General features: G+C 59.9%; 20 protein-coding genes. 14 read left to right on the top strand and 6 right to left on the bottom strand.

Translation table 11 applies throughout. From position 1 onward, the window contains the following. Positions 1–112: 112 nt before the first annotated feature. On the top strand, positions 113–988 hold the full coding sequence (ppk2, locus tag BLT89_RS16645; RefSeq protein WP_408003078.1) for a polyphosphate kinase 2: 876 nt from the start codon (positions 113–115) through the stop codon (positions 986–988). Between the two features lie 68 nt (positions 989–1,056). Beyond that, a complete protein-coding gene (gene pbpG, locus BLT89_RS16650) occupies positions 1,057–1,941 on the top strand; it encodes a D-alanyl-D-alanine endopeptidase (RefSeq protein ID WP_231975042.1) in 885 nt (294 codons plus the stop codon). An 87-nt stretch (positions 1,942–2,028) separates the two neighbouring features. On the opposite strand, the gene trpA is transcribed toward pbpG, so the two are convergent. Together trpA and trpB are read right to left on the bottom strand one after the other, a co-directional pair. Then, complete coding sequence (gene trpA / locus BLT89_RS16655) at positions 2,029–2,838, bottom strand: tryptophan synthase subunit alpha (protein ID WP_090198047.1); 810 nt, start codon at positions 2,836–2,838, stop codon at positions 2,029–2,031. Then, positions 2,835–4,046, bottom strand: coding sequence for a tryptophan synthase subunit beta (gene trpB, locus BLT89_RS16660; protein WP_090198050.1), 1,212 nt, complete (start codon positions 4,044–4,046; stop codon positions 2,835–2,837). Before trpB ends, trpA begins: the two co-directional genes overlap by 4 nt. Positions 4,047–4,195: 149 nt before the next feature. Between trpB and BLT89_RS16665 the strand changes: the two genes are divergently transcribed. The 3 genes from BLT89_RS16665 (at position 4,196) to BLT89_RS16675 (ending at position 8,050) form a co-directional block, all read left to right on the top strand. Further along, the gene (locus tag BLT89_RS16665; RefSeq protein ID WP_090198053.1) at positions 4,196–5,080 is read left to right on the top strand and encodes a LysR family transcriptional regulator; all 885 of its coding nucleotides are present in this window, start codon (positions 4,196–4,198) and stop codon (positions 5,078–5,080) included. Between the two features lie 156 nt (positions 5,081–5,236). Next, positions 5,237–6,514, top strand: coding sequence for an OmpP1/FadL family transporter (locus BLT89_RS16670; protein WP_090198056.1), 1,278 nt, complete (start codon positions 5,237–5,239; stop codon positions 6,512–6,514). Positions 6,515–6,721: 207 nt separating this feature from the next. Beyond that, complete coding sequence (locus BLT89_RS16675; protein WP_090198059.1) at positions 6,722–8,050, top strand: OmpP1/FadL family transporter; 1,329 nt, start codon at positions 6,722–6,724, stop codon at positions 8,048–8,050. Positions 8,051–8,115: 65 nt separating this feature from the next. Here the strand turns inward: BLT89_RS16675 and BLT89_RS16680 are convergent, their stop codons facing one another. Continuing rightward, positions 8,116–10,455 carry a PqiB family protein gene (locus BLT89_RS16680; protein WP_090198062.1) on the bottom strand — a complete coding sequence of 780 codons (2,340 nt, stop codon included), beginning with the start codon at positions 10,453–10,455 and terminating at the stop codon, positions 8,116–8,118. Between the two features lie 178 nt (positions 10,456–10,633). Here BLT89_RS16680 and BLT89_RS16685 point away from each other — a divergent pair, with 178 nt between their 5' ends. Both BLT89_RS16685 and BLT89_RS16690 read left to right on the top strand, forming a co-directional pair. Beyond that, positions 10,634–10,849, top strand: a complete 216-nt coding sequence (locus tag BLT89_RS16685; protein ID WP_090198065.1) for a dodecin — start codon at positions 10,634–10,636, stop codon at positions 10,847–10,849. 85 nt (positions 10,850–10,934) lie between these two features. Next, complete coding sequence (locus tag BLT89_RS16690) at positions 10,935–11,330, top strand: PA0061/PA0062 family lipoprotein (RefSeq protein ID WP_090198067.1); 396 nt, start codon at positions 10,935–10,937, stop codon at positions 11,328–11,330. 25 nt (positions 11,331–11,355) lie between these two features. Here the strand turns inward: BLT89_RS16690 and BLT89_RS16695 are convergent, their stop codons facing one another. Further along, entirely contained in the window at positions 11,356–11,784 is a 429-nt protein-coding gene (locus tag BLT89_RS16695; protein WP_090198071.1) for a PA0061/PA0062 family lipoprotein, read from the bottom strand. 30 nt (positions 11,785–11,814) lie between these two features. Here BLT89_RS16695 and BLT89_RS16700 point away from each other — a divergent pair, with 30 nt between their 5' ends. Further along, on the top strand, positions 11,815–12,942 hold the full coding sequence (locus BLT89_RS16700; RefSeq protein WP_090198074.1) for an aminopeptidase: 1,128 nt from the start codon (positions 11,815–11,817) through the stop codon (positions 12,940–12,942). Between the two features lie 33 nt (positions 12,943–12,975). Continuing rightward, positions 12,976–13,209 carry a DUF1161 domain-containing protein gene (locus tag BLT89_RS16705; protein WP_090198077.1) on the top strand — a complete coding sequence of 78 codons (234 nt, stop codon included), beginning with the start codon at positions 12,976–12,978 and terminating at the stop codon, positions 13,207–13,209. On the opposite strand, the gene BLT89_RS16710 is transcribed toward BLT89_RS16705, so the two are convergent. Then, entirely contained in the window at positions 13,206–13,748 is a 543-nt protein-coding gene (locus tag BLT89_RS16710) for a gamma carbonic anhydrase family protein (RefSeq protein WP_090199175.1), read from the bottom strand. The genes BLT89_RS16705 and BLT89_RS16710 overlap by 4 nt on opposite strands. 99 nt (positions 13,749–13,847) lie before the next feature. Here BLT89_RS16710 and prlC point away from each other — a divergent pair, with 99 nt between their 5' ends. From prlC to BLT89_RS16725, 3 genes are read left to right on the top strand one after another with little or no spacing between them, the layout of a single operon-like run. Continuing rightward, positions 13,848–15,896 carry an oligopeptidase A gene (gene prlC / locus BLT89_RS16715; RefSeq protein ID WP_090198080.1) on the top strand — a complete coding sequence of 683 codons (2,049 nt, stop codon included), beginning with the start codon at positions 13,848–13,850 and terminating at the stop codon, positions 15,894–15,896. Then, on the top strand, positions 15,893–16,159 hold the full coding sequence (locus BLT89_RS16720) for a YheV family putative zinc ribbon protein (protein WP_090198083.1): 267 nt from the start codon (positions 15,893–15,895) through the stop codon (positions 16,157–16,159). Before prlC ends, BLT89_RS16720 begins: the two co-directional genes overlap by 4 nt. Continuing rightward, the gene (locus tag BLT89_RS16725; protein WP_090198087.1) at positions 16,156–17,139 is read left to right on the top strand and encodes a prenyltransferase; all 984 of its coding nucleotides are present in this window, start codon (positions 16,156–16,158) and stop codon (positions 17,137–17,139) included. Before BLT89_RS16720 ends, BLT89_RS16725 begins: the two co-directional genes overlap by 4 nt. 26 nt (positions 17,140–17,165) lie before the next feature. Here the strand turns inward: BLT89_RS16725 and BLT89_RS16730 are convergent, their stop codons facing one another. Continuing rightward, positions 17,166–17,831 carry a hypothetical protein gene (locus tag BLT89_RS16730; RefSeq protein ID WP_090198090.1) on the bottom strand — a complete coding sequence of 222 codons (666 nt, stop codon included), beginning with the start codon at positions 17,829–17,831 and terminating at the stop codon, positions 17,166–17,168. A 312-nt stretch (positions 17,832–18,143) separates the two neighbouring features. Here BLT89_RS16730 and coxB point away from each other — a divergent pair, with 312 nt between their 5' ends. Then, on the top strand, positions 18,144–19,268 hold the full coding sequence (gene coxB, locus BLT89_RS16735; RefSeq protein ID WP_172829145.1) for a cytochrome c oxidase subunit II: 1,125 nt from the start codon (positions 18,144–18,146) through the stop codon (positions 19,266–19,268). A 4-nt stretch (positions 19,269–19,272) separates the two neighbouring features. Further along, positions 19,273–20,865: a cytochrome c oxidase subunit I gene (gene ctaD / locus BLT89_RS16740; RefSeq protein WP_090198096.1), complete on the top strand. Its 1,593-nt coding sequence runs from the start codon at positions 19,273–19,275 to the stop codon at positions 20,863–20,865. Positions 20,866–20,873: the final 8 nt, after the last annotated feature.

Genomic DNA, 20,873 nt, shown 5'->3' on the forward strand with positions numbered 1-20,873 from the left:
CGAGGACATCCTTGCGCACATTGACCCGCAGGATGTAACCAGCCTGCGCGATACCCTGGAAACCTTTGTGCAGGGCCTGTCGCAAGATGATGCCGAAGCCCTGAACAAGGCGTTGGCCGACAAGGCGGGCCGGGATTTCAATGGCGGCAGCTCCGACCCGGATGACGAGCTGGCACCGGACTGGCGGCATGGCGGCTATCCCTACAAGAACCGCATGTCGCGCAAACGCTACGAGCAGGAGAAGTATCACCTGCAAGTCGAACTGCTCAAGTTGCAGGCCTGGGTCAAGGAAACCGGGCAGAAGGTGGTGATTCTGTTCGAGGGCCGGGATGCGGCGGGCAAGGGGGGCTCGATCAAGCGCTTCATGGAGCATCTGAATCCGCGTGGTTCACGCATCGTGGCGCTGGAAAAGCCTACCGAAGTCGAGCGCGGCCAGTGGTATTTCCAGCGTTATGTACAGCACTTGCCGACTGCCGGGGAGATCGTCATGTTCGACCGCTCCTGGTACAACCGTGCCGGGGTAGAACGGGTCATGGGCTTTTGCTCGGAGGCCGAGTATCTCGAATTCATGCGTCAGGCTCCGGAGTTCGAGCGCATGCTGGCGCACAACAATGTGCACCTGATCAAGTTCTGGTTCTCGGTCAGTCAGGAAGAGCAGCGCCGGCGCTTCAAGGAGCGCGAAAAACATCCACTCAAGCAGTGGAAGCTCAGCCCGATCGACCTGGCCTCGCTGGACAAGTGGGACGACTACACCAAGGCCAAAGAGGCGATGTTCTTCTACACGGATACCGCCGATGCGCCCTGGACGGTGATCAAGTCCACCTGCAAGAAACGCGCACGCCTGAATGCCATGCGCTATGTCCTGCACAAGCTGCCGTATACCGGCAAGGACCTGAAACAGATCGACAGTCTTGACCCGCTGATAGTCGGGCGTGCCAATGTGGTTTACGAACGCGGCGAAAAAGTATCGGACGTACCGATCCTCTGACCGAGGTGGGCGCAGCGCTTGGCAGAGGTATACTGCGCCCTTCTCCTCCAGTTGCCGGTAATTTTCTCGTGAAGCTTCGACATTTCGTACTCATGCTGCTGTGCAGCAGCGCTTTGATCGCCTTGCCCGGTCTGGCGGCCACTGCCGCGAAGACCCAGCAGATTGCCTCCGGCAGCGGCCTGGTGATTGACCTGCAAACCAATCAGGTACTGTATGCCAGCAATCCTGACTGGGTGGCGCCGATCGCTTCGGTGACCAAGCTGATGACTGCGGTAGTGGCACTGGATGCCAAGCTGCCGATGGATCAGCAGTTGCCGATCATCATTCGCGACGTACCGGAGATGCGCGGGGTGTATTCGCGGGTACGCATTGGCAGTGAAATCAGTCGCAAGGACATGCTGCAGCTGGCACTGATGTCTTCGGAGAACCGTGCTGCTGCCAGTCTGGCGCATCATTATCCGGGTGGGGTCAAAGCTTTTGTCGCTGCCATGAATACCAAGGCCAAGGCACTGGGCATGAGCCATACCCATTTCGTCGAGCCGACCGGACTATCGGAAAAGAATGTGTCCACCGCCAATGACCTGGTCAAGCTGCTCAAGGCCAGTCAGCAGTACCCGTTGATCGGCCAGTACAGCACCACCCGCGAGAAGACCCAGAGCTTTCGCAAACCCAGTTACACGCTGGGTTTTCGCAATACCAACCGGCTGGTGTACAAGCCCGACTGGAGCATCCAGCTGACCAAGACCGGCTTTACCAATGAAGCCGGGCACTGTCTGGTGATGCGTACCCGTATGGACGGCCGCCCCGTGGCCTTCGTGGTGCTGGATGCCTACGGCAAGTACACCCACATGGCCGATGCCAACCGCCTGAAGAAGTGGCTGGAAACCGGCAAGGTCAGCCCGGTGCCGGCAGCGGCCTTGAGCTACAAGGCGCAGAAGCTTTCGCAGCGCTGAAGAGCCAGCTGTCGCGAATCAGAAGCGCAACAAAAAGCCGCTGCATCGTTTGGATCGCAGCGGCTTTTTGTTTTCTTCCACAGCGCTTCAATCTCTTGCTTGACGGACTCCAGCAGCCAGTTCGCGACACAGGCTGAGTACACCATCAATCGCCTGCTGTTGCGTGGTCGCGCTGGCAATCTGGTCAACCAGCGCCGAGCCGACCACCACGCCGTCGGCGCGGCGGGCTACATCGGCGGCATGCTCAGGGGTGCGGATGCCGAAACCGATGCACAGTGGCAGTTCGGTGTGGCGGCGCAGGCGGGCCACGGCCTGCTCGACATGAGCCATGGTTGCCGCACCGGCGCCGGTCACACCGGCTACCGAGACGTAATAGACAAACCCGGAGCTGCCGTTGAGGACGGTGGGCAGGCGCTGGTCATCGGTGGTCGGCGTGGTCAGGCGGATGAAGTCGATGCCGGCAGCCTGGGCCGGATCACACAGGTCTTCGTTATGTTCCGGCGGCAGGTCGACCACGATCAGGCCGTCGACGCCGGCAGCCTTGGCGTCTTCGACAAAGCGTGGCACACCGTAGTGGTGGATCGGGTTGAAGTAGCCCATCAGCACCAGCGGCGTGTCGCTGTTCTCCTCACGGAATTCGCGAACCATCTGCAGGGTTTTCGCCAGCGTCTGCTGCTTGCCCAGCGCGCGGATGTTGGCCAGCTGGATCGCCGGACCGTCGGCCATCGGATCGGTAAACGGCATACCCAGTTCGATCACGTCGGCACCGGCGGCCGGCAGGCCCTTGAGGATCGCCAGCGAGGTGGTGTAGTCGGGATCGCCGCCGGTGACGAAGGTGACCAGGGCGGCACGATTCTGTTGTTTCAGTTCGGCAAAGCGCGTGTGCAGGCGGCTCATGCGTGCTTCTCCTGTTCGCTCATGTGGTGCATTACAGTCTGCATGTCTTTATCGCCACGGCCAGACAGGTTGACCACCATCAGGTGGTCACTGGGCAGGTTCGGGGCGCGCTTGAATACTTCAGCCAGCGCATGGGCACTTTCCAGCGCCGGGATGATGCCTTCCAGGCGGCAGCACTGGTGAAAGGCAGCGAGTGCTTCGTGGTCGGTGATCGAGGTGTACTCGACACGGCCGACATCGTGCAACCAGGCGTGCTCGGGGCCGATGCCGGGGTAGTCGAGACCGGCGGAAATCGAGTGGGCGTCGATGATCTGGCCATCGGCGTCCTGCAGCAGGAAGGTGCGGTTGCCATGCAGCACGCCCGGCTCACCACCGTTCAGGCTGGCGGCATGCTTGCCGGTTTCGATGCCGTAACCGGCTGCTTCGACGCCGATCATCTGTACGCCCGGTTCGTCGAGGAACGGATGGAACAGGCCGATGGCATTCGAACCGCCGCCGATGCAGGCGACCAGCGAATCGGGCAGGCGCCCTTCCTTCTCCTGCAGCTGCTCGCGGGTTTCCTTGCCGACCACCGCCTGGAAGTCGCGCACCAGCTCCGGATAGGGATGCGGGCCGGCTACGGTACCGATCAGGTAAAAAGTACTGTCGACATTGGTCACCCAGTCGCGCAGCGCTTCGTTCATTGCATCCTTGAGGGTGCCGGTACCGGCGACCACCGGGATTACCTCGGCGCCGAGCAACTTCATGCGGAACACGTTGGCCTGCTGGCGGTCGATGTCGGTGGTGCCCATGTAGATCACGCACTGCAGGCCGAATCGGGCGGCCACGGTGGCAGTGGCCACACCATGCATGCCGGCGCCGGTCTCGGCGATGATGCGTTTCTTGCCCATGCGCCGGGCCAACAGGATCTGGCCGATGCAGTTGTTGATCTTGTGCGCACCGGTGTGATTCAGCTCTTCGCGCTTGAGGTAGATCTTTGCGCCGCCACAGTGCTCGGTCAGGCGTTCGGCGAAATACAGCGGGCTGGGACGGCCAACATAGTCGCGCTGGAAGTATTTCAGCTCTTCGGCAAATGCCGGGTCGGTTTTGGCCTTGTCGTATTCACGCTTGAGATCGTGAATCAGCGGCATCAGCGTTTCGGCAACATACTGGCCGCCGAAGTGACCGAACAGGCCGCGGGCATCGGGGCCGTTGCGAAATGAAGTCATGTTCGTGCTCCTGGGTTGGCTGGGTGCGCCTGTCCGAGCGGTAAAGTGTCGGGCAGGGCGATTTGGCAGTGGATGAAGCCTAAACCCGTGCAGTTCGGCAGAAAAGCGATTAGATTGCAGCAACACGTCAGAAAAAGTCACGAATTGATATGACTCGAGAACTGCCCCCGCTGAATGCCTTGCGCGCCTTTGAAGCGGCTGCCCGTCTGCAGAGCATCAGTCTTGCTGCTGCTGAATTGCATGTTACCCATGGGGCGGTGAGCCGACAGATCCGGGTGCTGGAAGAACACCTCGGAACAAGCCTGTTCGGCAAGGAAGGACGCGGCGTAAAACTCACCGATGCCGGCAGGCGGCTGCGGGATACCGCCTTCGATGTTTTCGAGCGTTTACGTAGCACCTGCACCGAGCTCCGGCAGGCTGGTGATGCGCCGTTTGTGCTGGGTTGTCCGGGCAGCTTGCTGGCGCGCTGGTTTATTCCGCGTCTGGACCGGCTTAACCGTGATCTGCCGGAGTTGCGCTTGCAGCTCTCGGCCAGTGAGGGCGAGCTGGATCCGCAGCGCGGTGATGTGGATGCCACCCTGTGTTTTGCCACACCACCCTGGCCGACGGGCATGCGGGTAAATGAGCTGGCTGCCGAGCGCATCGGTCCGGTCATCAGTCCGCAGCATCCGCGCTTTGCCGAGCTCGCCATGCTTGCGCCAGTCCAGCTGATGGCGGAGCCGCTGCTGCATACCGCCTCGCGACCGCAGGCCTGGCCGCAATGGGTGCAGCTCAACGGCCTGGACAGCGCGGACTTGCATCCGGGCCAGGGTTTCGAACATCTGTACTACCTGCTGGAGGCGGCGGTGGCCGGCCTTGGCATCGCCATTGCGCCCGAGCAGCTGGTAGCGGACGATCTGGCGGCAGGACGCTTGCAGGCCCCCTGGGGTTTTGTCGAGACGCCGGCGCGGCTGTGCTTCAGCAGTCGGGCGCGAAATCCGGACCCGCGTTGCGCGCGTTTGCTGGACTGGCTTGCCGCGGAGCTGCAACGATGAGCCTGCAGTTCTGTCAGGGATGGCAAAATTGCTGTCATGCGCCCCGGCACGCTTGAGCGCAGCGAGCAATTGCGTCAATCTCAACGATATTTTATTGATAATGTTTCGGAGTGCCCTGCCGAAGCCATTTGACTCAGGTTAATCGCGAGGTAATTCATGGCCATTCACTTCCCCAAACAGCGTCTTTGCATCGGTGTGTTGCTGGGTCTTGGTGCGGCATCCGTGCAAGCCGGCGGGCTGATGCTGTATGAAACCGGCACGGACAACACCGGTCTGGCCAATGCCGGTGCCGCTGCCCGCGCCCAGGGGCCGGGCACCATTGCCAGCAACATTGCCGGTATGAGTTATCTTGAGGGCACCCAGGTCACGGGTGGCCTACAGGCTATGTTCGGTAATTTTGAAGTTGACTACGATGCAGGCACCAATGTGCCGGGTAGCAATAGTGGCAACTCGGTGGAATTTATTCCGGGCGCCAGTTTCTTCATCAGCCAGCAAATGGACGAGCGCTGGACTCTTGGCTTTGGCACCTACAGTAACTTCGGTCTGAGCGAGAACTATAACAACGACTGGTCCGGTCGCTATTACGTGCAGAATGCCACCATTGGCGGTTTGTCCCTGGTTCCCGCTGCGGCCTTCAAGATTGATGACCAGTGGTCGGTCGGCATTGGCCTGCAGGCCATGTACGGCATACTCAATGCCGAGCTGGCGATCGACAATCACCCGGAAGATCTTCGTAACAAGCAGGACGGTCAGCTCAAATACCGCGATGAAGACTGGGGTTTTGGCGGCAATGCCGGGGTGATCTACGCACCGCGCGAAGGAACCCGCATCGGTCTCAGTTACACCAGCGAGATCGACCTGAACTTTGAAGACGGGCTGGACTTGCGAGGGGCCGATCAGGTCTATCAACCACTCAATGGCGTGAAAACCAAGATTGATGCAACGGTACCGCAGACGGTCACACTCAGCCTGTACCAGCAGATCAACCCGCGCTGGGCCATGCTGGCCAGTACCAACTGGCAGCAGTGGTCGCAGTTTGGTGAGATCTACGTGCAGCTGGATACCGAAAATAAACGCACGACCACCCTCGATGAAGGTTACGACGACACCTGGCATCTGTCGGTGGGCAGCCAGTATCAGGCAACCGACAAGCTGTTGTGGAATATGGGTGTGGCCTATGACAGTTCGGCAGTCTCCGACAGCAAGCGAGGCTGGGTTGTGCCGATGCAGGATGCCTGGCGGCTGGGTACCGGCCTGACCTATGCGCTGGATGCGCAAACCGACCTGAACTTCAGCTATTCCCTGGTGTGGATGGGCGACATGCCGGTTTCCCAGAGCAAGTCGCAGCCTGCCAGTGACCCGGCGCAGGTTTCCGGCAGCTTCGATAACGCCTGGCTTCAGGCCGTTAGCAGCAGCATGACCTGGCGCTTCTAGACACACGATTTCATAACCTGATCGTGGGTAATCAGGCCCGGCAGAGTTAACCACTTTGCCGGGTTTTTTGCTTTTCTGGCTTTAAGTCGCGGGTTAAGTAATGAGGCTGGTGCGCGTCTTGCAAAAGTCAGGATATGCACAACACTCCAAGTGAATTGTTCCGGCCCTGATTGCAGGCGCTGATAGAAAAACAACAAGGAGACGGCCATGCACAAGCAACCCAGATTTGCCCTCAGTTTGCTGGCACTCATCTGCAGTGCGCAGGTGCAGGCCGGCGGCCTGCTGCTTTACGGTCCTTCGCTGGATAACGCGGCGCTATCCAATGCCGGCGTGGCGGCCCGGGCACAGGGTCCGGACACCATTTCCGGCAATATTGCCGGGCTTACCTACGTCAAGGGTACCCAGGTCAATGCGGGTGCTGCCGTACTCTTCGGCGAGATCAAGCCTGATCTGGATCAAACCAACCAGACGGGAGGTAACGGCGACAATGCACTGCATCCAATCGCCGGCCCCATGGCTTATATCAGTCACCAGCTCGACGAACAGTGGACCGTCGGCTTTGGCTCTTATGGCGATTTCGGCGATGCGATCAATTATGACAACGACTGGGCCGGACGCTACATGATCCAGAATGCCAAGCTGCTTGGTGCATCGCTGGTGCCCAGCGTGGCGTACAAGCTGAATGATGAATGGTCGTTCGGGCTGGGCTTGCGGGCGATGTACGGCATGGTGCAATTGCAGTTGGGAGTGGCCAATGACCGACCTGGATTCACTTGCATGGCCTCGTCACCCTTTCCCATCATCGGAGGTGGCACTCCTGGAAATTGTCCGGGGCCAGACGGCCAGGCGAAATATCAGGATGAGACCTGGGGCTATGGCGGCAATGCCGGGGTGATCTATTCGCCGCAGGAAGGCACGCGTATCGGTCTGGCCTACACCAGCCAGGTGGATCTGGACTTCGATGACAACATCAAGCTCAAGGGCGTAGGAGGTGGGCAGCTTATTGATGTGGGCGATCGCGAAACTAAACTCAAGGCAACCGTCAAGGTGCCGCAAACCGCAACCCTGAGCCTGTTCCAGCAGCTGGATGAGCAGTGGGCCTTTCTCGCTAGTGCCAACTGGCAGGACTGGTCGGAGTTCAGCACCATTGACCTGAAGGTCGACCAGTTCGGTGTGGATACCAACGCCGACCTGCACTGGGACGATACCTACCATGGTTCGGTCGGCCTGCAATATCAGGCCACGGCGGACTGGCTATGGAATGTCGGGGTTGGCTATGACACCTCGGCGGTGGATGACAACGATCGTATCTGGGGGCTGCCGGTCACCGACACCACGCGCTTGGGCATCGGTACGGTGGTGGCGCTGGATGAAGCAACCAGCCTCCATGTGAGTTACATGTTTACCTGGCTGGGTGATGTGGATGTCAGCGAACATCGCCACGAGCCGGGTGATGTCAACTACAAGGTCGCTAGCGGCAAGCTGAATAATGCCTATGTGCAGTATCTGGGTGCCGGCGCGACGATGAAGTTCTGAGCGGCCGGACCAGATAGGAATCCAAGCCGCCCCGTGCTCTGCGCAGGGCGGCATTTTTATTGGTGCTATTTGCCGATGGCGATGCGTGGCCGCCAATGCAGCCATTCGTCCTGCACTTCCGGCTGCAGATCGAATATCTGTCCGGCATGTGCCGGCGAGCCTTTGCTGGCATCGGCCGGAGTGGCGAAGGAGATGCTGCCTTCCAGCAGTGACTCCACCGAATCGGTACGCACCTTGGCGCCGTCGAACAGCGAGAAGTCCACATTCACTCCGCTGTCGTTCCAGAACTTGCTGCCGCTGTAGACCAGCCGGGCATAGCGCGGCTCGATCAGGATATGTACCAGGACGCTGGCGGCATCCGGGCTGAGTTCCAGAGCGGTTACCTGGCCGACGGCTATACCGCGGTAGGCAATCGGCAGGCCGGCTTTCAGTGACTTGCGTTGCGGGGTGGTCAGGGTCAGGTGCAAGCCGGATTTCTGTTCGCTATCCAGCTTGGTCAGTCCCAGGCTCTTGAACCGCGTTTGTTTGGCGGCGAGTGGATTACTGCTCGGTTGAACCTCTATGTAGGGCCCGGTGATCAGGGTATCCAGATTGGCGGCTTTGGTCAGGGTGACCTGCGGTCGTATGACGGAAAAAGTGGTGCCGGCGCGGGCAATGCGTTCGGCGCCTTCGCTGATCAGTATCTGCAAATTGAGTGATTTCAGGTCCTGACCCAGCTCAACGCCACTGACTTCGCCGACCTGGAAACCCTTGTAGCGAATTTCCGTGCCGGCATGCAGCCCATCAGCCTGCTCGACTTCAAGACTGAGTTGCTCGGCAACACGAACTGCACTGGTCTGATCGGCATGCAGGATGAACTTGCTGCCGTTGTGCACCGCAGCTGCTTTGGCCTGGGGCGTTTCGAAGGCGATGCCGCCGTTGATCAGGCTGGACAACGACTCGCTGCGTACCTGAAAGCCCGACAGGCCACCGCTGAGCGTTACTCCGCTGGCATTCCAGAAGCGTGAAGAGCTATTCACCAGACTCGTGTATTTGGGATTGATCAGCACGCTGACGCGAACTTCCTGATTATTGGCGGTCAACGCCACGTTGGTCACCGAGCCAACTTCCAGCTGGCGAAACAGTACCGGACTCCCGGTCTTGAGGGACGCGGCTTGTTGGGTCGACAGCTCCAGATGCAGGCCGGGGGTGTCGTAGTTGACTTCCGGGGGGCTCTCCAGCGCGGTGAATTTCCGGCGCTGCGGCTTGTCCCGCGGGCCTGGTTTGAACTCGATGTAATTGCCGCGCACCAGTGCATCCAGTCCGCTGATCCCGCTCAGCGAAATTTCCGGTTCGACCATCCAGAACTCGGCACCCTCGGTCAGCCAGGGTTTGGCCCGCGGGTCGATGTCGAGCTCTACCATCATCTGCTTGAGGTCTTCGCTGACCCTGCCACCTTTGGCCACCCCTACCGGGTAACCATTCCAGCGCACCTGGGTTTTGCCCGGGTCCATGCCGGAGAAGTTGGGCATGACGACCTCTATCAGGACGCCGACCTGAGCGGCCTTGAAATCATCGTAGAGGGTGAAGACCTGGCTCGCGTAGTCCAACGGCATTGCACTGGGGGCGTCTTTCGACTCGCCAAAGCCGGCAATGTTGGATGGGTTGGTATCGAAGGCAATGCCACCGATGGCCACGCTGAGCAGGGACTCGACGTCCACCTGGACGCCGGATAAGCCTGCCGAAACGCTGAAACCGCTGGCATTCCAGAAGCGGGTTTCGCTGTTCACCAGCTGGGAGAACTCCGGCTTGATGTGCACCTTGATCATTACTGACTGGTCCTCGTGGTTCAGCGCATAGCCGGTCACGGCACCCACCTGGATCTGCCGGAAATAGACCGGGCTGCCTTCGGAAATCGAGCCGAGATTCTTCGCCCGCAACTTCAGGTGCAGGCCGGGTAGTGCATCCGCTAGCGGTGGTGCATCTTCAAGGGCATTAAAAACGAAGCTTGGTTTGCCGTCGCCCGGACTCATGGCGATGTAGTTACCGGAGACCAGGGTTTCCAGACCGGTCACCCCGGCCAGCGAAATATCCGGCTTGACCAGCCAGAAAAGTGTTTTCTCGCGCAGAAAGTCTTCGGCATGCCGGTCAACCTCAATGGCGACATGCACCTTCTGGGTTTTCTGATCGAGGGTAACAGTCTGCACCTTGCCCAGCTGTATGCCTTTGTAGAGCAGTTCGGTTTTACCCGCTTGCAAGCCATCGCCGTTGGGGAAGACGATTTCAATCATCACTCCGGCTTCGGAATAGGCCTTCCAGCCCAGCCAGCCACCGATCAGCAAGGCGATGATCGGCAAAATCCAGATGGCGGACCAGTTACTGGCCGGTTTGACACGTGGTTTGCTGAGAGTGCTGTTGTCAGTCATGTGCAGGGTTCCGAAGGTCGGTAACCACGCAGTTTTACTGCGTGGCCTGGATGTGCGTTCGTACAGGGAGTATTACAGGATCGTCGTGAAAAATCTGCGGTCAGGGTCATTGCGCGTTGCCGGAACCTGCCTGATTGACTAGCGTTCAGGTATCACCCATGCAACAGGAGTAATTAGCATGTCCAATCATCACACTTATAAAATGATCGAACTGGTTGGTTCGTCGCCAGTCAGTATTGAAGAGGCCATCAACAATGCGCTGGCAGAAGCAGCTAAAAGTGTACGGATGATGGAGTGGTTCGAGGTACTGGAAACCCGCGGACACATAGTGAATGAGCGTGTCGGGCATTTCCAGGTGACGATCAAGGTAGGTTTCCGTATCGCCAACAGCTAGTCGGCGGGTCTGGTGTGTCGTAACAAGGGCCATGCGTGCCTGTAATCCGGCAGTCAGGCGAGTATTTGCTTCGAGGAGGTAATCCATGTCGCGCGTAATTGCTGCAGCCCTGTTTTTATTGATGAGTGGTTGCGTCAGCTTGCCACCACATAATCCCGCCGAGGCCTGGATAGAGGTCTATTCGGCCAGCTATGACAGCCTGATGGCCGAAACACTCGACGGCAAGACCTGGGGCCCGGGCTCCTACTATCAGGTGACGCCGGGTGCACATACGCTGGGTTTGAGTTTTCAATATCCCGCAGGGCCGCGGGATGCCTACCCGGACAGTTGTTCTTTCAGTCTGGCCTATGACGATTTCCAGGCCGGCAAGGATTACCACTTGCTGGCGGGCTGGAATTTCAACGGGGCCTGGGTGCACTTGCTGGATGAGCAGGGCGAGAAACTGGCCAGCCAGACCTGTAATTCACCCTACGGCAACTGATCGCCAGACCAGCTGCGGGGCGCCGTTAAAAAGCCCCGCAGCGCAACTGCTTGCCACGGCTGAGAACACCGCCCTGCTCGTCGTAGAGGCGCAGCCAGCCGCGGCGGCCCATGGTGCCCGCCTTTAGCTGGTACTTTTTACCAGCCTCGAAATGGTCATAGTCCAGGGCCAGTATGCAGGTGCGGGTGCCGCCGCCCCCGCCGTCATGTTCACGGCTGCCACCCCCACCACCGCTGGTCTCGAATTGCAGGCGTACCTGCAGATGGTGCGCACCCGGCGACACCTCGAAGTAGCGCCCTTGCGCCCAGTCGCGGCCATCCAGCGCGTTGGCGCTGAGCTGGTTGCGGGCAATGGTATACAGATCGATCCAGGCTTTGTCCGGATCTGCTGCAGGCAGTGTTTTGGCGCAGCCACCCAGCAGGAGCAGCAGGCTGCAGGCGAGAATTCGTGGCATGCTCGGTATTCCGCTTCAACAGGTGTCTTGATGAGCAAGCAGTATCGCGCGCAACCGGCAGGGGGTCTAGATCGATGGCTGCCGCGCCTTGGATTGACTGCCTGTCTGCTGCTGGGCGGCTGCTCGACGCTGGATTACTACAGCCAGGCCAGTCGCGGGCATCTGCAGTTGATGCAGCAGCGTGAACCGATCGAACAGTTGCTGGCTGACCCGTCACAAGATGCCCTGTTGCGCCAGCGGCTGGGGTTGGCGCTGCAGGCGCGGAACTTCGCCAGTAACCAGCTGGAGCTGCCGGACAACCAGAGCTATCGGTTGTATGCCGATATCCAGCGCCCGGTGCTGTTGTGGAATGTGTTCGTCACCCCGGAATTTTCCCTGGAAGCCGAACTCCAGTGTTTCCCGGTTGCCGGCTGCGTGGCGTATCGCGGCTATTTTGATCTGAACGATGCACGCGGTGCCGCAGCGCTGGCGCAGCAGGCAGGCATGGACAGCTGGGTTGGCGCGGTCGAGGCCTATTCCACGCTGGGCTGGTTCGATGACCCGCTACTGAGCAGCATGCTGCAGCGCGATGATCAGCAGCTGGCAGCAGTGATCTTTCATGAGCTGGCCCATCAACAGCTGTATCTCGCCGATGACACGACCTTCAACGAGTCGTTTGCCAGCTTTGTTGAGCAGCAGGGCTTGCAGCAGTGGCTGGCCAGCCGTGACGAGGCAGCGCTGGCGCCGCAGCAGGCCTGTCGCCGGCAGCAGTTCACGGCGCTGGTGCTGGATAGCCGTGCCCGGCTGCAGGCGTTGTACGCCAGTCAGCTACCGACAGCGCAAATGCGCCAGGCCAAGCAGGCGGAATTTATCCGGATGCGCAATGAGTACCGGCAGTTGCGCGATCATCACTGGGGTGGTGATTCGCGCTATGACCAGTGGATGGAAGGCCCGCTGAACAATGCCAAACTGCTGCCCTTTGGCCTGTATGAGCAGTGGTTGCCGGCTTTTGCCCGGCTGTACGAGCAGTCCGGGAAAAACTGGACAGCTTTTTATCTGCAGGCGAAACAGCTGGCCAGTCTGGCGCCTGCCGAGCGCCAGCAGCACTTGCAGAAACTGGCTGAAGAAGCCGGCGCGGGCAGCTTGGCTGAACTAGTCTGTGACACAGGGCGTGGCTAGGTGTCAGGTCCATTGAGCCGGGTGGTGATTGTCATGAAAAAACGCTTGTTCGGGTTATTGCTGATGCCCATGGCCAGCTTCGCGCTGGCGGCCCCGAAGCCCTGTGAAGAGCTCAAGGCCGAGATCGAGGCCAAGATCCAGGCCGCCGGGGTGCCCTCCTACACGCTCGAAATTGTGCCGAACGCCGAAGTCAAGGATCAGAGTCAGGTGGTCGGCAGCTGCGACGGTGGCACGCAAAAGATCATCTACCAGCGGCATTCCAGCTAGCGATCAAAGCCTTCACTCAGGTGCAGCGCCGCCAGCTTCACATAGTTCGCGGCGCTGTAAGCGAAGTAGGCCCGCTCCTTGTCGGTTAGCGGGCGGGCCTGCCTGGCCGGGCTGCCGACATACAGATGGCCGCTGGTCAGGCGTTTGCCGGGCGGCACCAGACTGCCGGCGCCAATCACCACCTCGTCCTCGACCACTGCGCCATCCATGACGATGCTTCCCATGCCGACCAGAATGCGGTTGCCTAAAGTGCAACCGTGCAGCGTCACCTTGTGGCCGATGGTCACCTCGTCGCCGATCAGCAGTGGATAGCCGTCCGGGTTGAACGGGCCGGCGTGGGTGATGTGCAGTACGCTGCCGTCCTGCACGCTGCTGCGCGCGCCGATGCGGATGTGGTGCATATCGCCGCGTATTACCGCGAGCGGCCATACCGAGCAATCATCACCCAGTTGCACATCTCCGAGCACCACAGCGCTGCTGTCGACAAACACGCCTGCGCCGAGCTGCGGTGTCATGCCCTGATACGTTCTGATCGCCACGTTGGTGTCCTTCTGGCTGCGGGAAAGGTTGATTGTAATTAAGATAGCGGCCATGCAGGTGCGTGTTTGCGCCGCGTCCATCGAACCAAGGATACTCCCGTGACCCCGAATAACCCGCTTTTGCAGGATTTTGACCTGCCACCCTACTCCGCCATTCGCCCCGAGCATGTCGAGCCGGCGATCGATCAGATTCTGGCGCAAAACCGCCAGGCCATTGCGCAGCTGCTGGAAGACCAGCATGCCGCGCCGAGCTGGGCGGGCCTGATTCTGGCGCTGGACGAACTGAACGCAAGGCTGGGGCGGGCCTGGGGACCGGTCAGTCATCTGAATGCAGTGTGCAACAGCACTGACATGCGCACGGCCTATGAGGCCTGCCTGCCCAGGCTGTCCGAATACTGGACCGAAATGGGGCAGAACAGGGCGCTGTTCGAGGCTTACAGCGCCCTGGCGAGCAGCCCCGAGGCGGCGGGCTTCGATGTGGCGCAGAAAACCATCCTCGAACATGCCCTGCGGGATTTCCGGTTGTCCGGTATTGATCTGCCGGCGGCCGAACAGCAGCGTTATGGCGCGATCCAGATGAAGCTGTCCGAATTGACCAGCCAGTTTTCCAACCAGTTGCTGGACGCTACCCAGGCCTGGACCCGGCACGTTACCGATGAGGCGCTGCTGGCCGGCCTGCCGGACTCGGCAAAGGCGCAGATGGCGCAGGCGGCGGCTGCCAGGCAGCTGCAGGGCTGGCTGATCACGCTGGAATTTCCCAGCTATTACGCCGTGATGACGTACGCGGATGATCGTGCCCTGCGTGAGCAACTGTACGCCGCCTACTGCACCCGCGCTTCCGGGCAGGGGCCGAATGCCGGTCAGTTCGACAACACCCCGCTGATGGAACATATCCTCGATCTGCGTCAGGAGCTGGCACATCTGCTGGGTTTCGCCCATTACGGCGAGTTGTCGCTGGAAGGCAAGATGGCCGAGTCGACCGACCAGGTGCTGCACTTTCTGCGCGATCTGGCACAACGCAGCAAACCCTTTGCCCAGCGAGACCTGCAGCAGTTACAGGCCTTTGCCAGCGAGCAGGGCTGTGCCGACTTGCAGAGCTGGGATGTCGGCTACTACAGTGAAAAGCTGCGCCAACAGCGTTACAGCCTTTCCCAGGAAGAGGTGCGTGCCTGGTTCCCGATCGACCAGGTGCTGTCCGGCCTGTTCGCCATAGTCCAGCGCCTCTACGGTATCGAAATCCGCGAACTGCAGGGCTTCGATAGCTGGCACCCGGATGTGCGCCTGTTTGAAATCAATGAGCAGGGCCGGCATGTCGGGCGCTTCTTCTTTGACCTCTATGCCCGCGCCAACAAGCGTGGCGGTGCCTGGATGGATGGCGCCCGCGACCAGCGGCGCAATGCCAGTGGTGAACTGATCAGCCCGGTGGCCAATCTGGTGTGCAACTTCACCCCGGCGGTGAATGGTCAACCGGCGCTGCTGACCCACGATGAAGTGACCACCCTGTTCCATGAGTTCGGCCACGGTCTGCATCATTTGCTGACCCGTGTCGAACATGTCGGGGTGTCGGGCATCAATGGCGTGGCCTGGGATGCCGTGGAGTTGCCCAGCCAGTTTATGGAGAACTGGTGCTGGGAGCCTGAAGGGCTGGCGCTGATTTCCGCACATTACGCAACCGGCGAGCCATTGCCGCAGGAGCTGCTGGGGAAAATGCTCGCAGCGAGGAACTTCCAGTCCGGACTGATGATGATGCGCCAGCTGGAGTTCAGCCTGTTCGATTTCGAGCTGCATGCCACCCATGGCGACGGGCGCACAGTGCTGCAGGTTGTCGAGAGTATTCGTGACGAGGTCGCGGTGCTGCGTCCGCCGGCATACAACCGCTTTGCCAACGGCTTCGCGCATATTTTCGCCGGCGGCTATGCGGCGGGCTATTACAGCTACAAGTGGGCCGAGGTGCTGTCTGCCGATGCCTTCTCGCGGTTCGAGGAGGAAGGCGTGCTGAATGCCGAAACCGGGCGGGCGTTTCGCGAGGCGATTCTGGCACGCGGCGGGTCGCAGGAGCCGATGCTGCTGTTTGTCGATTTTCGCGGCCGCGAACCGTCGATCGACGCCCTGTTGCGGCATTCCGGCCTGACCGGAGACGCGGCATGAGCGAGCCGACCAAAAGGTTCATTGCCGGTGCCGTGTGCCCGGCATGTGGCGAGATGGACCGTATTCTGATGTGGAATGTCGATGACGTGCCGCACCGCGAATGCGTGGCCTGTGGCTATGCCGATACCCTCAATGCGCAAGGGCAGTCAGTGCCCAGCGAGCCTGGCTCGCGGGTCAACCGGAAGCAGGCCAGGGTGGCGGATCCGAAGGTGCAGACCGTGCAGTTCTTTCCCAATCCGAAACTGAAAAAGCCGGCGCCATGATTCCAACCTGGGGCGAGATACTGACGCGGATTCCACGGCTTGAGCTGCAGGACTGGCAGGCCATGGGGCTGCTCAAAAGGTGGTTTGTCGCGACGCGCTCGGCAGTCTTCATCATGACGCTGATTTCTGCCGGCCTGGGCATTGCCTTCGCTGCTGAAATCGGCCCGTTGAACGGGTTGAATGCCCTGTTGGCCCTGCTCGGCCTGACACTGGCGCATGCCACCAACAATCTGCTGAATGACTGGGTGGATTTTCGCAAGGGCGTCGACCGGGACAATTACTTCCGCACCCAGTACGGGCCGCAGCCACTGGAAAGCGGCCTGCTCAGCGAATCAGCTCTGCTCGGCTACATCCTGCTGAGCGGAATGGCGGCATTCGGTTGCGGTGTGTGGCTGGTGCTGCGCACCGACATGCTGACGCTCTACCTGATGCTGGCAGGCGCTTTCTTCGTGCTCTTCTACACTTGGCCGCTGAAGTATATCGGCCTCGGCGAACCCTCGGTCTGGCTGGTCTGGGGACCGCTGATGGTGCTCGGCAGCTGTTATGTAGCCAGTGGTGCGGTGAGCGAGGCAGCGTTGTGGTTCTCGATCCTTTACGGTCTGGGGCCGACCACCGTGCTGCTCGGCAAGCATACCGACAAGCTGGAAGAAGATCGCTCCAGGGGTATTCATACCCTGCCGGTATTGCTCGGTGAACGTGGCAGCCGCTGGCTGACCATAGCCTGCTGGCTGCTGCAATACGCGGGGATTACCCTGGCCGTGCTGCTGGGTGTGCTGGGCTGGTCGTTTCTGCTGGTCTGGCTGGCGCTGCCGAAACTGATTACTGCATACAAGGTGTTTCGTCTGCCACGCCCGGCCGTCGCGCCGCAGCACTTGCCGGCTGGTGTCTGGCCGTTGTATCTGGTGGCTTTCGCCTTCGAGCACAATCGTGCGTTCAGTCTGGCCCTGCTGGCGGCCGTCATTCTGCAACTGGTTTTCTAAGGCACACTCAAGGCGCTGGGGAGTCCCTAGACGGTCAGGCTGCTCCTGCGGGCTTGTCCCAGTTCGAGCTCGACGCCAAGTTGCTGCGACAAACAGGGCCAGCGTTGCCAGGCAGCCGTGGTTTGCTCGCTGCACAGCTTGGCGCGATAGGCCTGTACGGCCTGGCTGCGGAATACCGGCTGATGAATCAGATCCTGCAGCGCCTCGTGCACCGCTTCATCCAGCTGGTTGGCGAATGGCTCGCCGATCAAGCGGTGGGCTATCAGGTTGGCAACGGTGGTATCCAGCGGGATAAGGGCCTGACCCAGATGGGTGATGTACAGGTCATTGACCTCCTCGACCAGCCGGTGTGCCAGATAGGCTTCATCCAGCAGGCTTTCAAGGCCATGGTGACCGTCCATCACGGCCGGCGGATGGAAGAAAAATTCTGCGGCCATTTTCATCACCGGCATTATCGGAGCTTCGAGCCCCGACTCCCTGGCGACGCTGGCCGCTGCATCCAGCAAATCCGGTACCTGTTTGATATAGGCGCCGACAAAGGCGGCGAGCACACCCGGCGCATCACTGGCCGGTAGCCGGATGGCCGGGTGCAGCGAGTCCAGAAGGCTGCCGAGCAAGCTGCGGAGCTGGCCGCTGCGAGCTTCCATCTGGTGAGCGCTGTCGATCAGCTGGCGCAGTTTTGCCGTGTCCATTGCTTGCCCGTGTTGCTCTGTGGTGTCTAGAGTGAAGCTTAGCCGGGGTTATGCGCAGCTCTAGACATTATCGATATAACCGGACTCGTTGCAGGTTGCAGATGCGTTGATGGGCGCGAGTCAGCGGGCTGCAGGCAAAGCCGGATAACACAATATTTGTGTGCAAGAATTGATTATTCGCAAGAAACCGAGTTGTAGACACGGTCTTGCTGTATATACTCGGTTGCGAAGTGTGTTACCTGATGTATCCGTGCGGTCGACTTGATAAGGACCGCAGCCGGTGAATAACAAGAACGATAAGGGGAACCCGCAATGAAGCGACATCCATGGGCTTGGATGGGCCTGCTGCTATGGGCTGTATTCGGTCAGGCACATGCGGCCTGGACGGTGAATATGGCGCCAGGTGCAACCGAGGTCAGCCGTTCAGTCTTTGATCTGCACATGACCATTTTCTGGATCTGCGTCGTCATCGGTGTGGTGGTGTTTGGCGCGATGTTCTGGTCGATGCTCGTACACCGTCGCTCGACCGGACAGAAAGCCGCGCATTTTCATGAGAGCACCACGGTCGAGATTCTCTGGACCGTGGTGCCGTTGCTGATACTGGTGGTGATGGCTTTCCCGGCCACCAAGACGCTGATTGATATCTACGATACAGCTGAATCCGAACTGGATATCCAGATCACCGGCTACCAGTGGAAATGGCATTACAAGTATCTGGGTCAGGATGTCGAGTTCTTCAGCAATCTGGCGACCCCGCAGAGCCAGATTCATAACCAGGCACCCAAGGACGAGCACTACCTGCTGGAGGTTGATAATCCTCTGGTGGTCCCCGTCGGCACCAAGGTGCGCTTCTTGATCACCGGTGCCGACGTCATCCACTCCTGGTGGGTACCGGCATTGGCGGTGAAAAAAGATGCCATCCCCGGCTTCGTCAATGAATCCTGGACACGTATCGACCAGCCGGGCATTTACCGTGGCCAGTGCACTGAGCTTTGCGGCAAGGACCATGGATTCATGCCGATCGTGGTAGACGCCAGATCCAAGGAAGATTTCGCCAAGTGGCTGGCAGAGCGCAAAGAAGATGCCCTCAAGCAGAAGGAGCTGACCAGCAAGCAGTGGACCAGTGATGAGCTGTATGCCCGCGGTGAAAAGGCCTATCAGACCACTTGTGCTGCTTGCCACCAGGCTAACGGCGAAGGGCTGCCGCCAATGTTCCCGGCCCTGAAAGGCTCGAAAATTGCCACAGGTCCGATCGCGGATCATTTGTCTATCGTCTTGCATGGCAAGCCGGGTACCGCCATGGCCGCCTTCGGCAAACAGCTTTCTCCTGTCGATATCGCCGCCATCATCACCTATGAGCGCAACGCCTGGGGCAACGCCGTTGGTGACATGCTGACCCCGCAAGAAGTGCTGGCCGCCGAACAGGTTAAGGAGTAAGGACATGAGTGCAGTGATTGATTCACATGGCCATGCCGGCCATGACCACCACCATGGCCCCGCCAAGGGGCTTATGCGCTGGGTGTTGACCACCAACCACAAGGACATCGGCACGATGTACCTGTGGTTCAGTTTCGCCATGTTCCTGCTCGGTGGCAGTTTTGCCATGGTGATCCGCGCCGAGCTGTTCCAGCCGGGCCTGCAGATCGTGCAGCCGGAGTTCTTCAACCAGATGACCACCATGCACGGCCTGATCATGGTGTTTGGCGCGGTGATGCCGGCCTTCGTCGGGCTGGCCAACTGGATGGTGCCGCTGATGGTCGGTGCGCCGGACATGGCGCTGCCGCGGATGAACAACTTCAGCTTCTGGCTGCTGCCGGCGGCCTTCGCCATCATGGTCAGCACGCTGTTCAGTGAAGGTGGCGGTCCCAACTTTGGCTGGACCTTCTACGCGCCCTTGTCGACCACCTATGCGCCGGAAAGTGTCACCTACTTCATCTTTGCCGTGCACCTGATGGGTATCAGTTCGATCATGGGCGCGATCAACATCGTGGCAACCATCCTCAACCTGCGTGCCCCCGGCATGACACTGATGAAGATGCCGCTGTTCGTCTGGACCTGGCTGATCACCGCTTTCCTGCTGATCGCAGTGATGCCGGTGCTGGCCGGTTGCGTGACCATGATGCTGATGGATATTCACTTCGGCACCAGCTTCTTCAGTGCTGCCGGTGGCGGTGATCCGGTGCTGTTCCAGCATGTGTTCTGGTTCTTCGGTCATCCCGAGGTATACATCATGATCCTGCCCGCCTTCGGTGCGGTCAGCCAGATCATTCCGGCCTTTGCGCGCAAGCCGCTGTTCGGCTACACCTCGATGGTCTACGCCACGGCGAGCATTGCCTTCCTGTCGTTTATCGTCTGGGCGCACCACATGTTCGTGGTTGGTATCCCGCTGGTTGGCGAGCTGTTCTTCATGTACGCCACCATGCTGATCGCCGTGCCGACCGGGGTGAAAGTGTTCAACTGGGCGGCGACCATGTGGCAAGGCTCGATGACCTTCGAGACACCGATGCTGTTTGCCGTGGCCTTCGTCATCCTGTTCACCATCGGTGGCTTCTCCGGACTGATGCTGGCGATTGCTCCGGCGGACTACCAGTACCAGGACACCTACTTCGTCGTAGCGCATTTCCACTACGTACTGGTGCCGGGAGCGATTTTCGGCATCTTTGCATCGGCCTATTTCTGGCTGCCCAAGTGGACCGGCCACATGTATGACGAGACGCTCGGCAAGCTGCACTTCTGGCTGAGCTTTGTCGGCATGAACCTGGCGTTCTTCCCCATGCACTTCGTCGGTCTGGCGGGCATGCCGCGGCGGATTCCGGACTACAACCTGCAGTTCGCCGACTTCAACATGGTGTCGTCGATCGGTGCCTTCATGTTTGGCTCAACGCAGTTGCTGTTCCTGTTTATCGTCATCAAATGCATCCGTGGTGGCAAACCGGCGGGCGACAAGCCCTGGGACGGTGCCGAAGGGCTGGAGTGGACGTTGCCTTCACCTGCGCCATATCACACCTTCGCCACACCACCGGAAGTCAAGTAAGGGAGCGC

Origin of the sequence: Pseudomonas pohangensis (assembly GCF_900105995.1) — a bacterium.
In the GTDB taxonomy this organism is placed as follows: domain Bacteria; phylum Pseudomonadota; class Gammaproteobacteria; order Pseudomonadales; family Pseudomonadaceae; genus Aquipseudomonas; species Aquipseudomonas pohangensis.

Excerpts from the sequence above, each read along its gene's own strand:
- BLT89_RS16665 (WP_090198053.1), top strand. The coding sequence starts at position 4,196 with ATGACTCGAGAACTGCCCCCGCTGAATGCCTTGCGCGCCTTTGAAGCG.
- BLT89_RS16700 (WP_090198074.1), top strand. The coding sequence starts at position 11,815 with ATGAGCAAGCAGTATCGCGCGCAACCGGCAGGGGGTCTAGATCGATGG.
- trpB (WP_090198050.1), bottom strand. The coding sequence starts at position 4,046 with ATGACTTCATTTCGCAACGGCCCCGATGCCCGCGGCCTGTTCGGTCAC.
- BLT89_RS16730 (WP_090198090.1), bottom strand. The coding sequence starts at position 17,831 with ATGGACACGGCAAAACTGCGCCAGCTGATCGACAGCGCTCACCAGATG.
- BLT89_RS16695 (WP_090198071.1), bottom strand. The coding sequence starts at position 11,784 with ATGCCACGAATTCTCGCCTGCAGCCTGCTGCTCCTGCTGGGTGGCTGC.
- BLT89_RS16685 (WP_090198065.1), top strand. The coding sequence starts at position 10,634 with ATGTCCAATCATCACACTTATAAAATGATCGAACTGGTTGGTTCGTCG.
- trpA (WP_090198047.1), bottom strand. The coding sequence starts at position 2,838 with ATGAGCCGCCTGCACACGCGCTTTGCCGAACTGAAACAACAGAATCGT.
- BLT89_RS16675 (WP_090198059.1), top strand. The coding sequence starts at position 6,722 with ATGCACAAGCAACCCAGATTTGCCCTCAGTTTGCTGGCACTCATCTGC.
- BLT89_RS16705 (WP_090198077.1), top strand. The coding sequence starts at position 12,976 with ATGAAAAAACGCTTGTTCGGGTTATTGCTGATGCCCATGGCCAGCTTC.
- BLT89_RS16725 (WP_090198087.1), top strand. The coding sequence starts at position 16,156 with ATGATTCCAACCTGGGGCGAGATACTGACGCGGATTCCACGGCTTGAG.
- BLT89_RS16690 (WP_090198067.1), top strand. The coding sequence starts at position 10,935 with ATGTCGCGCGTAATTGCTGCAGCCCTGTTTTTATTGATGAGTGGTTGC.
- coxB (WP_172829145.1), top strand. The coding sequence starts at position 18,144 with ATGAAGCGACATCCATGGGCTTGGATGGGCCTGCTGCTATGGGCTGTA.
- BLT89_RS16670 (WP_090198056.1), top strand. The coding sequence starts at position 5,237 with ATGGCCATTCACTTCCCCAAACAGCGTCTTTGCATCGGTGTGTTGCTG.
- BLT89_RS16680 (WP_090198062.1), bottom strand. The coding sequence starts at position 10,455 with ATGACTGACAACAGCACTCTCAGCAAACCACGTGTCAAACCGGCCAGT.
- ctaD (WP_090198096.1), top strand. The coding sequence starts at position 19,273 with ATGAGTGCAGTGATTGATTCACATGGCCATGCCGGCCATGACCACCAC.
- BLT89_RS16720 (WP_090198083.1), top strand. The coding sequence starts at position 15,893 with ATGAGCGAGCCGACCAAAAGGTTCATTGCCGGTGCCGTGTGCCCGGCA.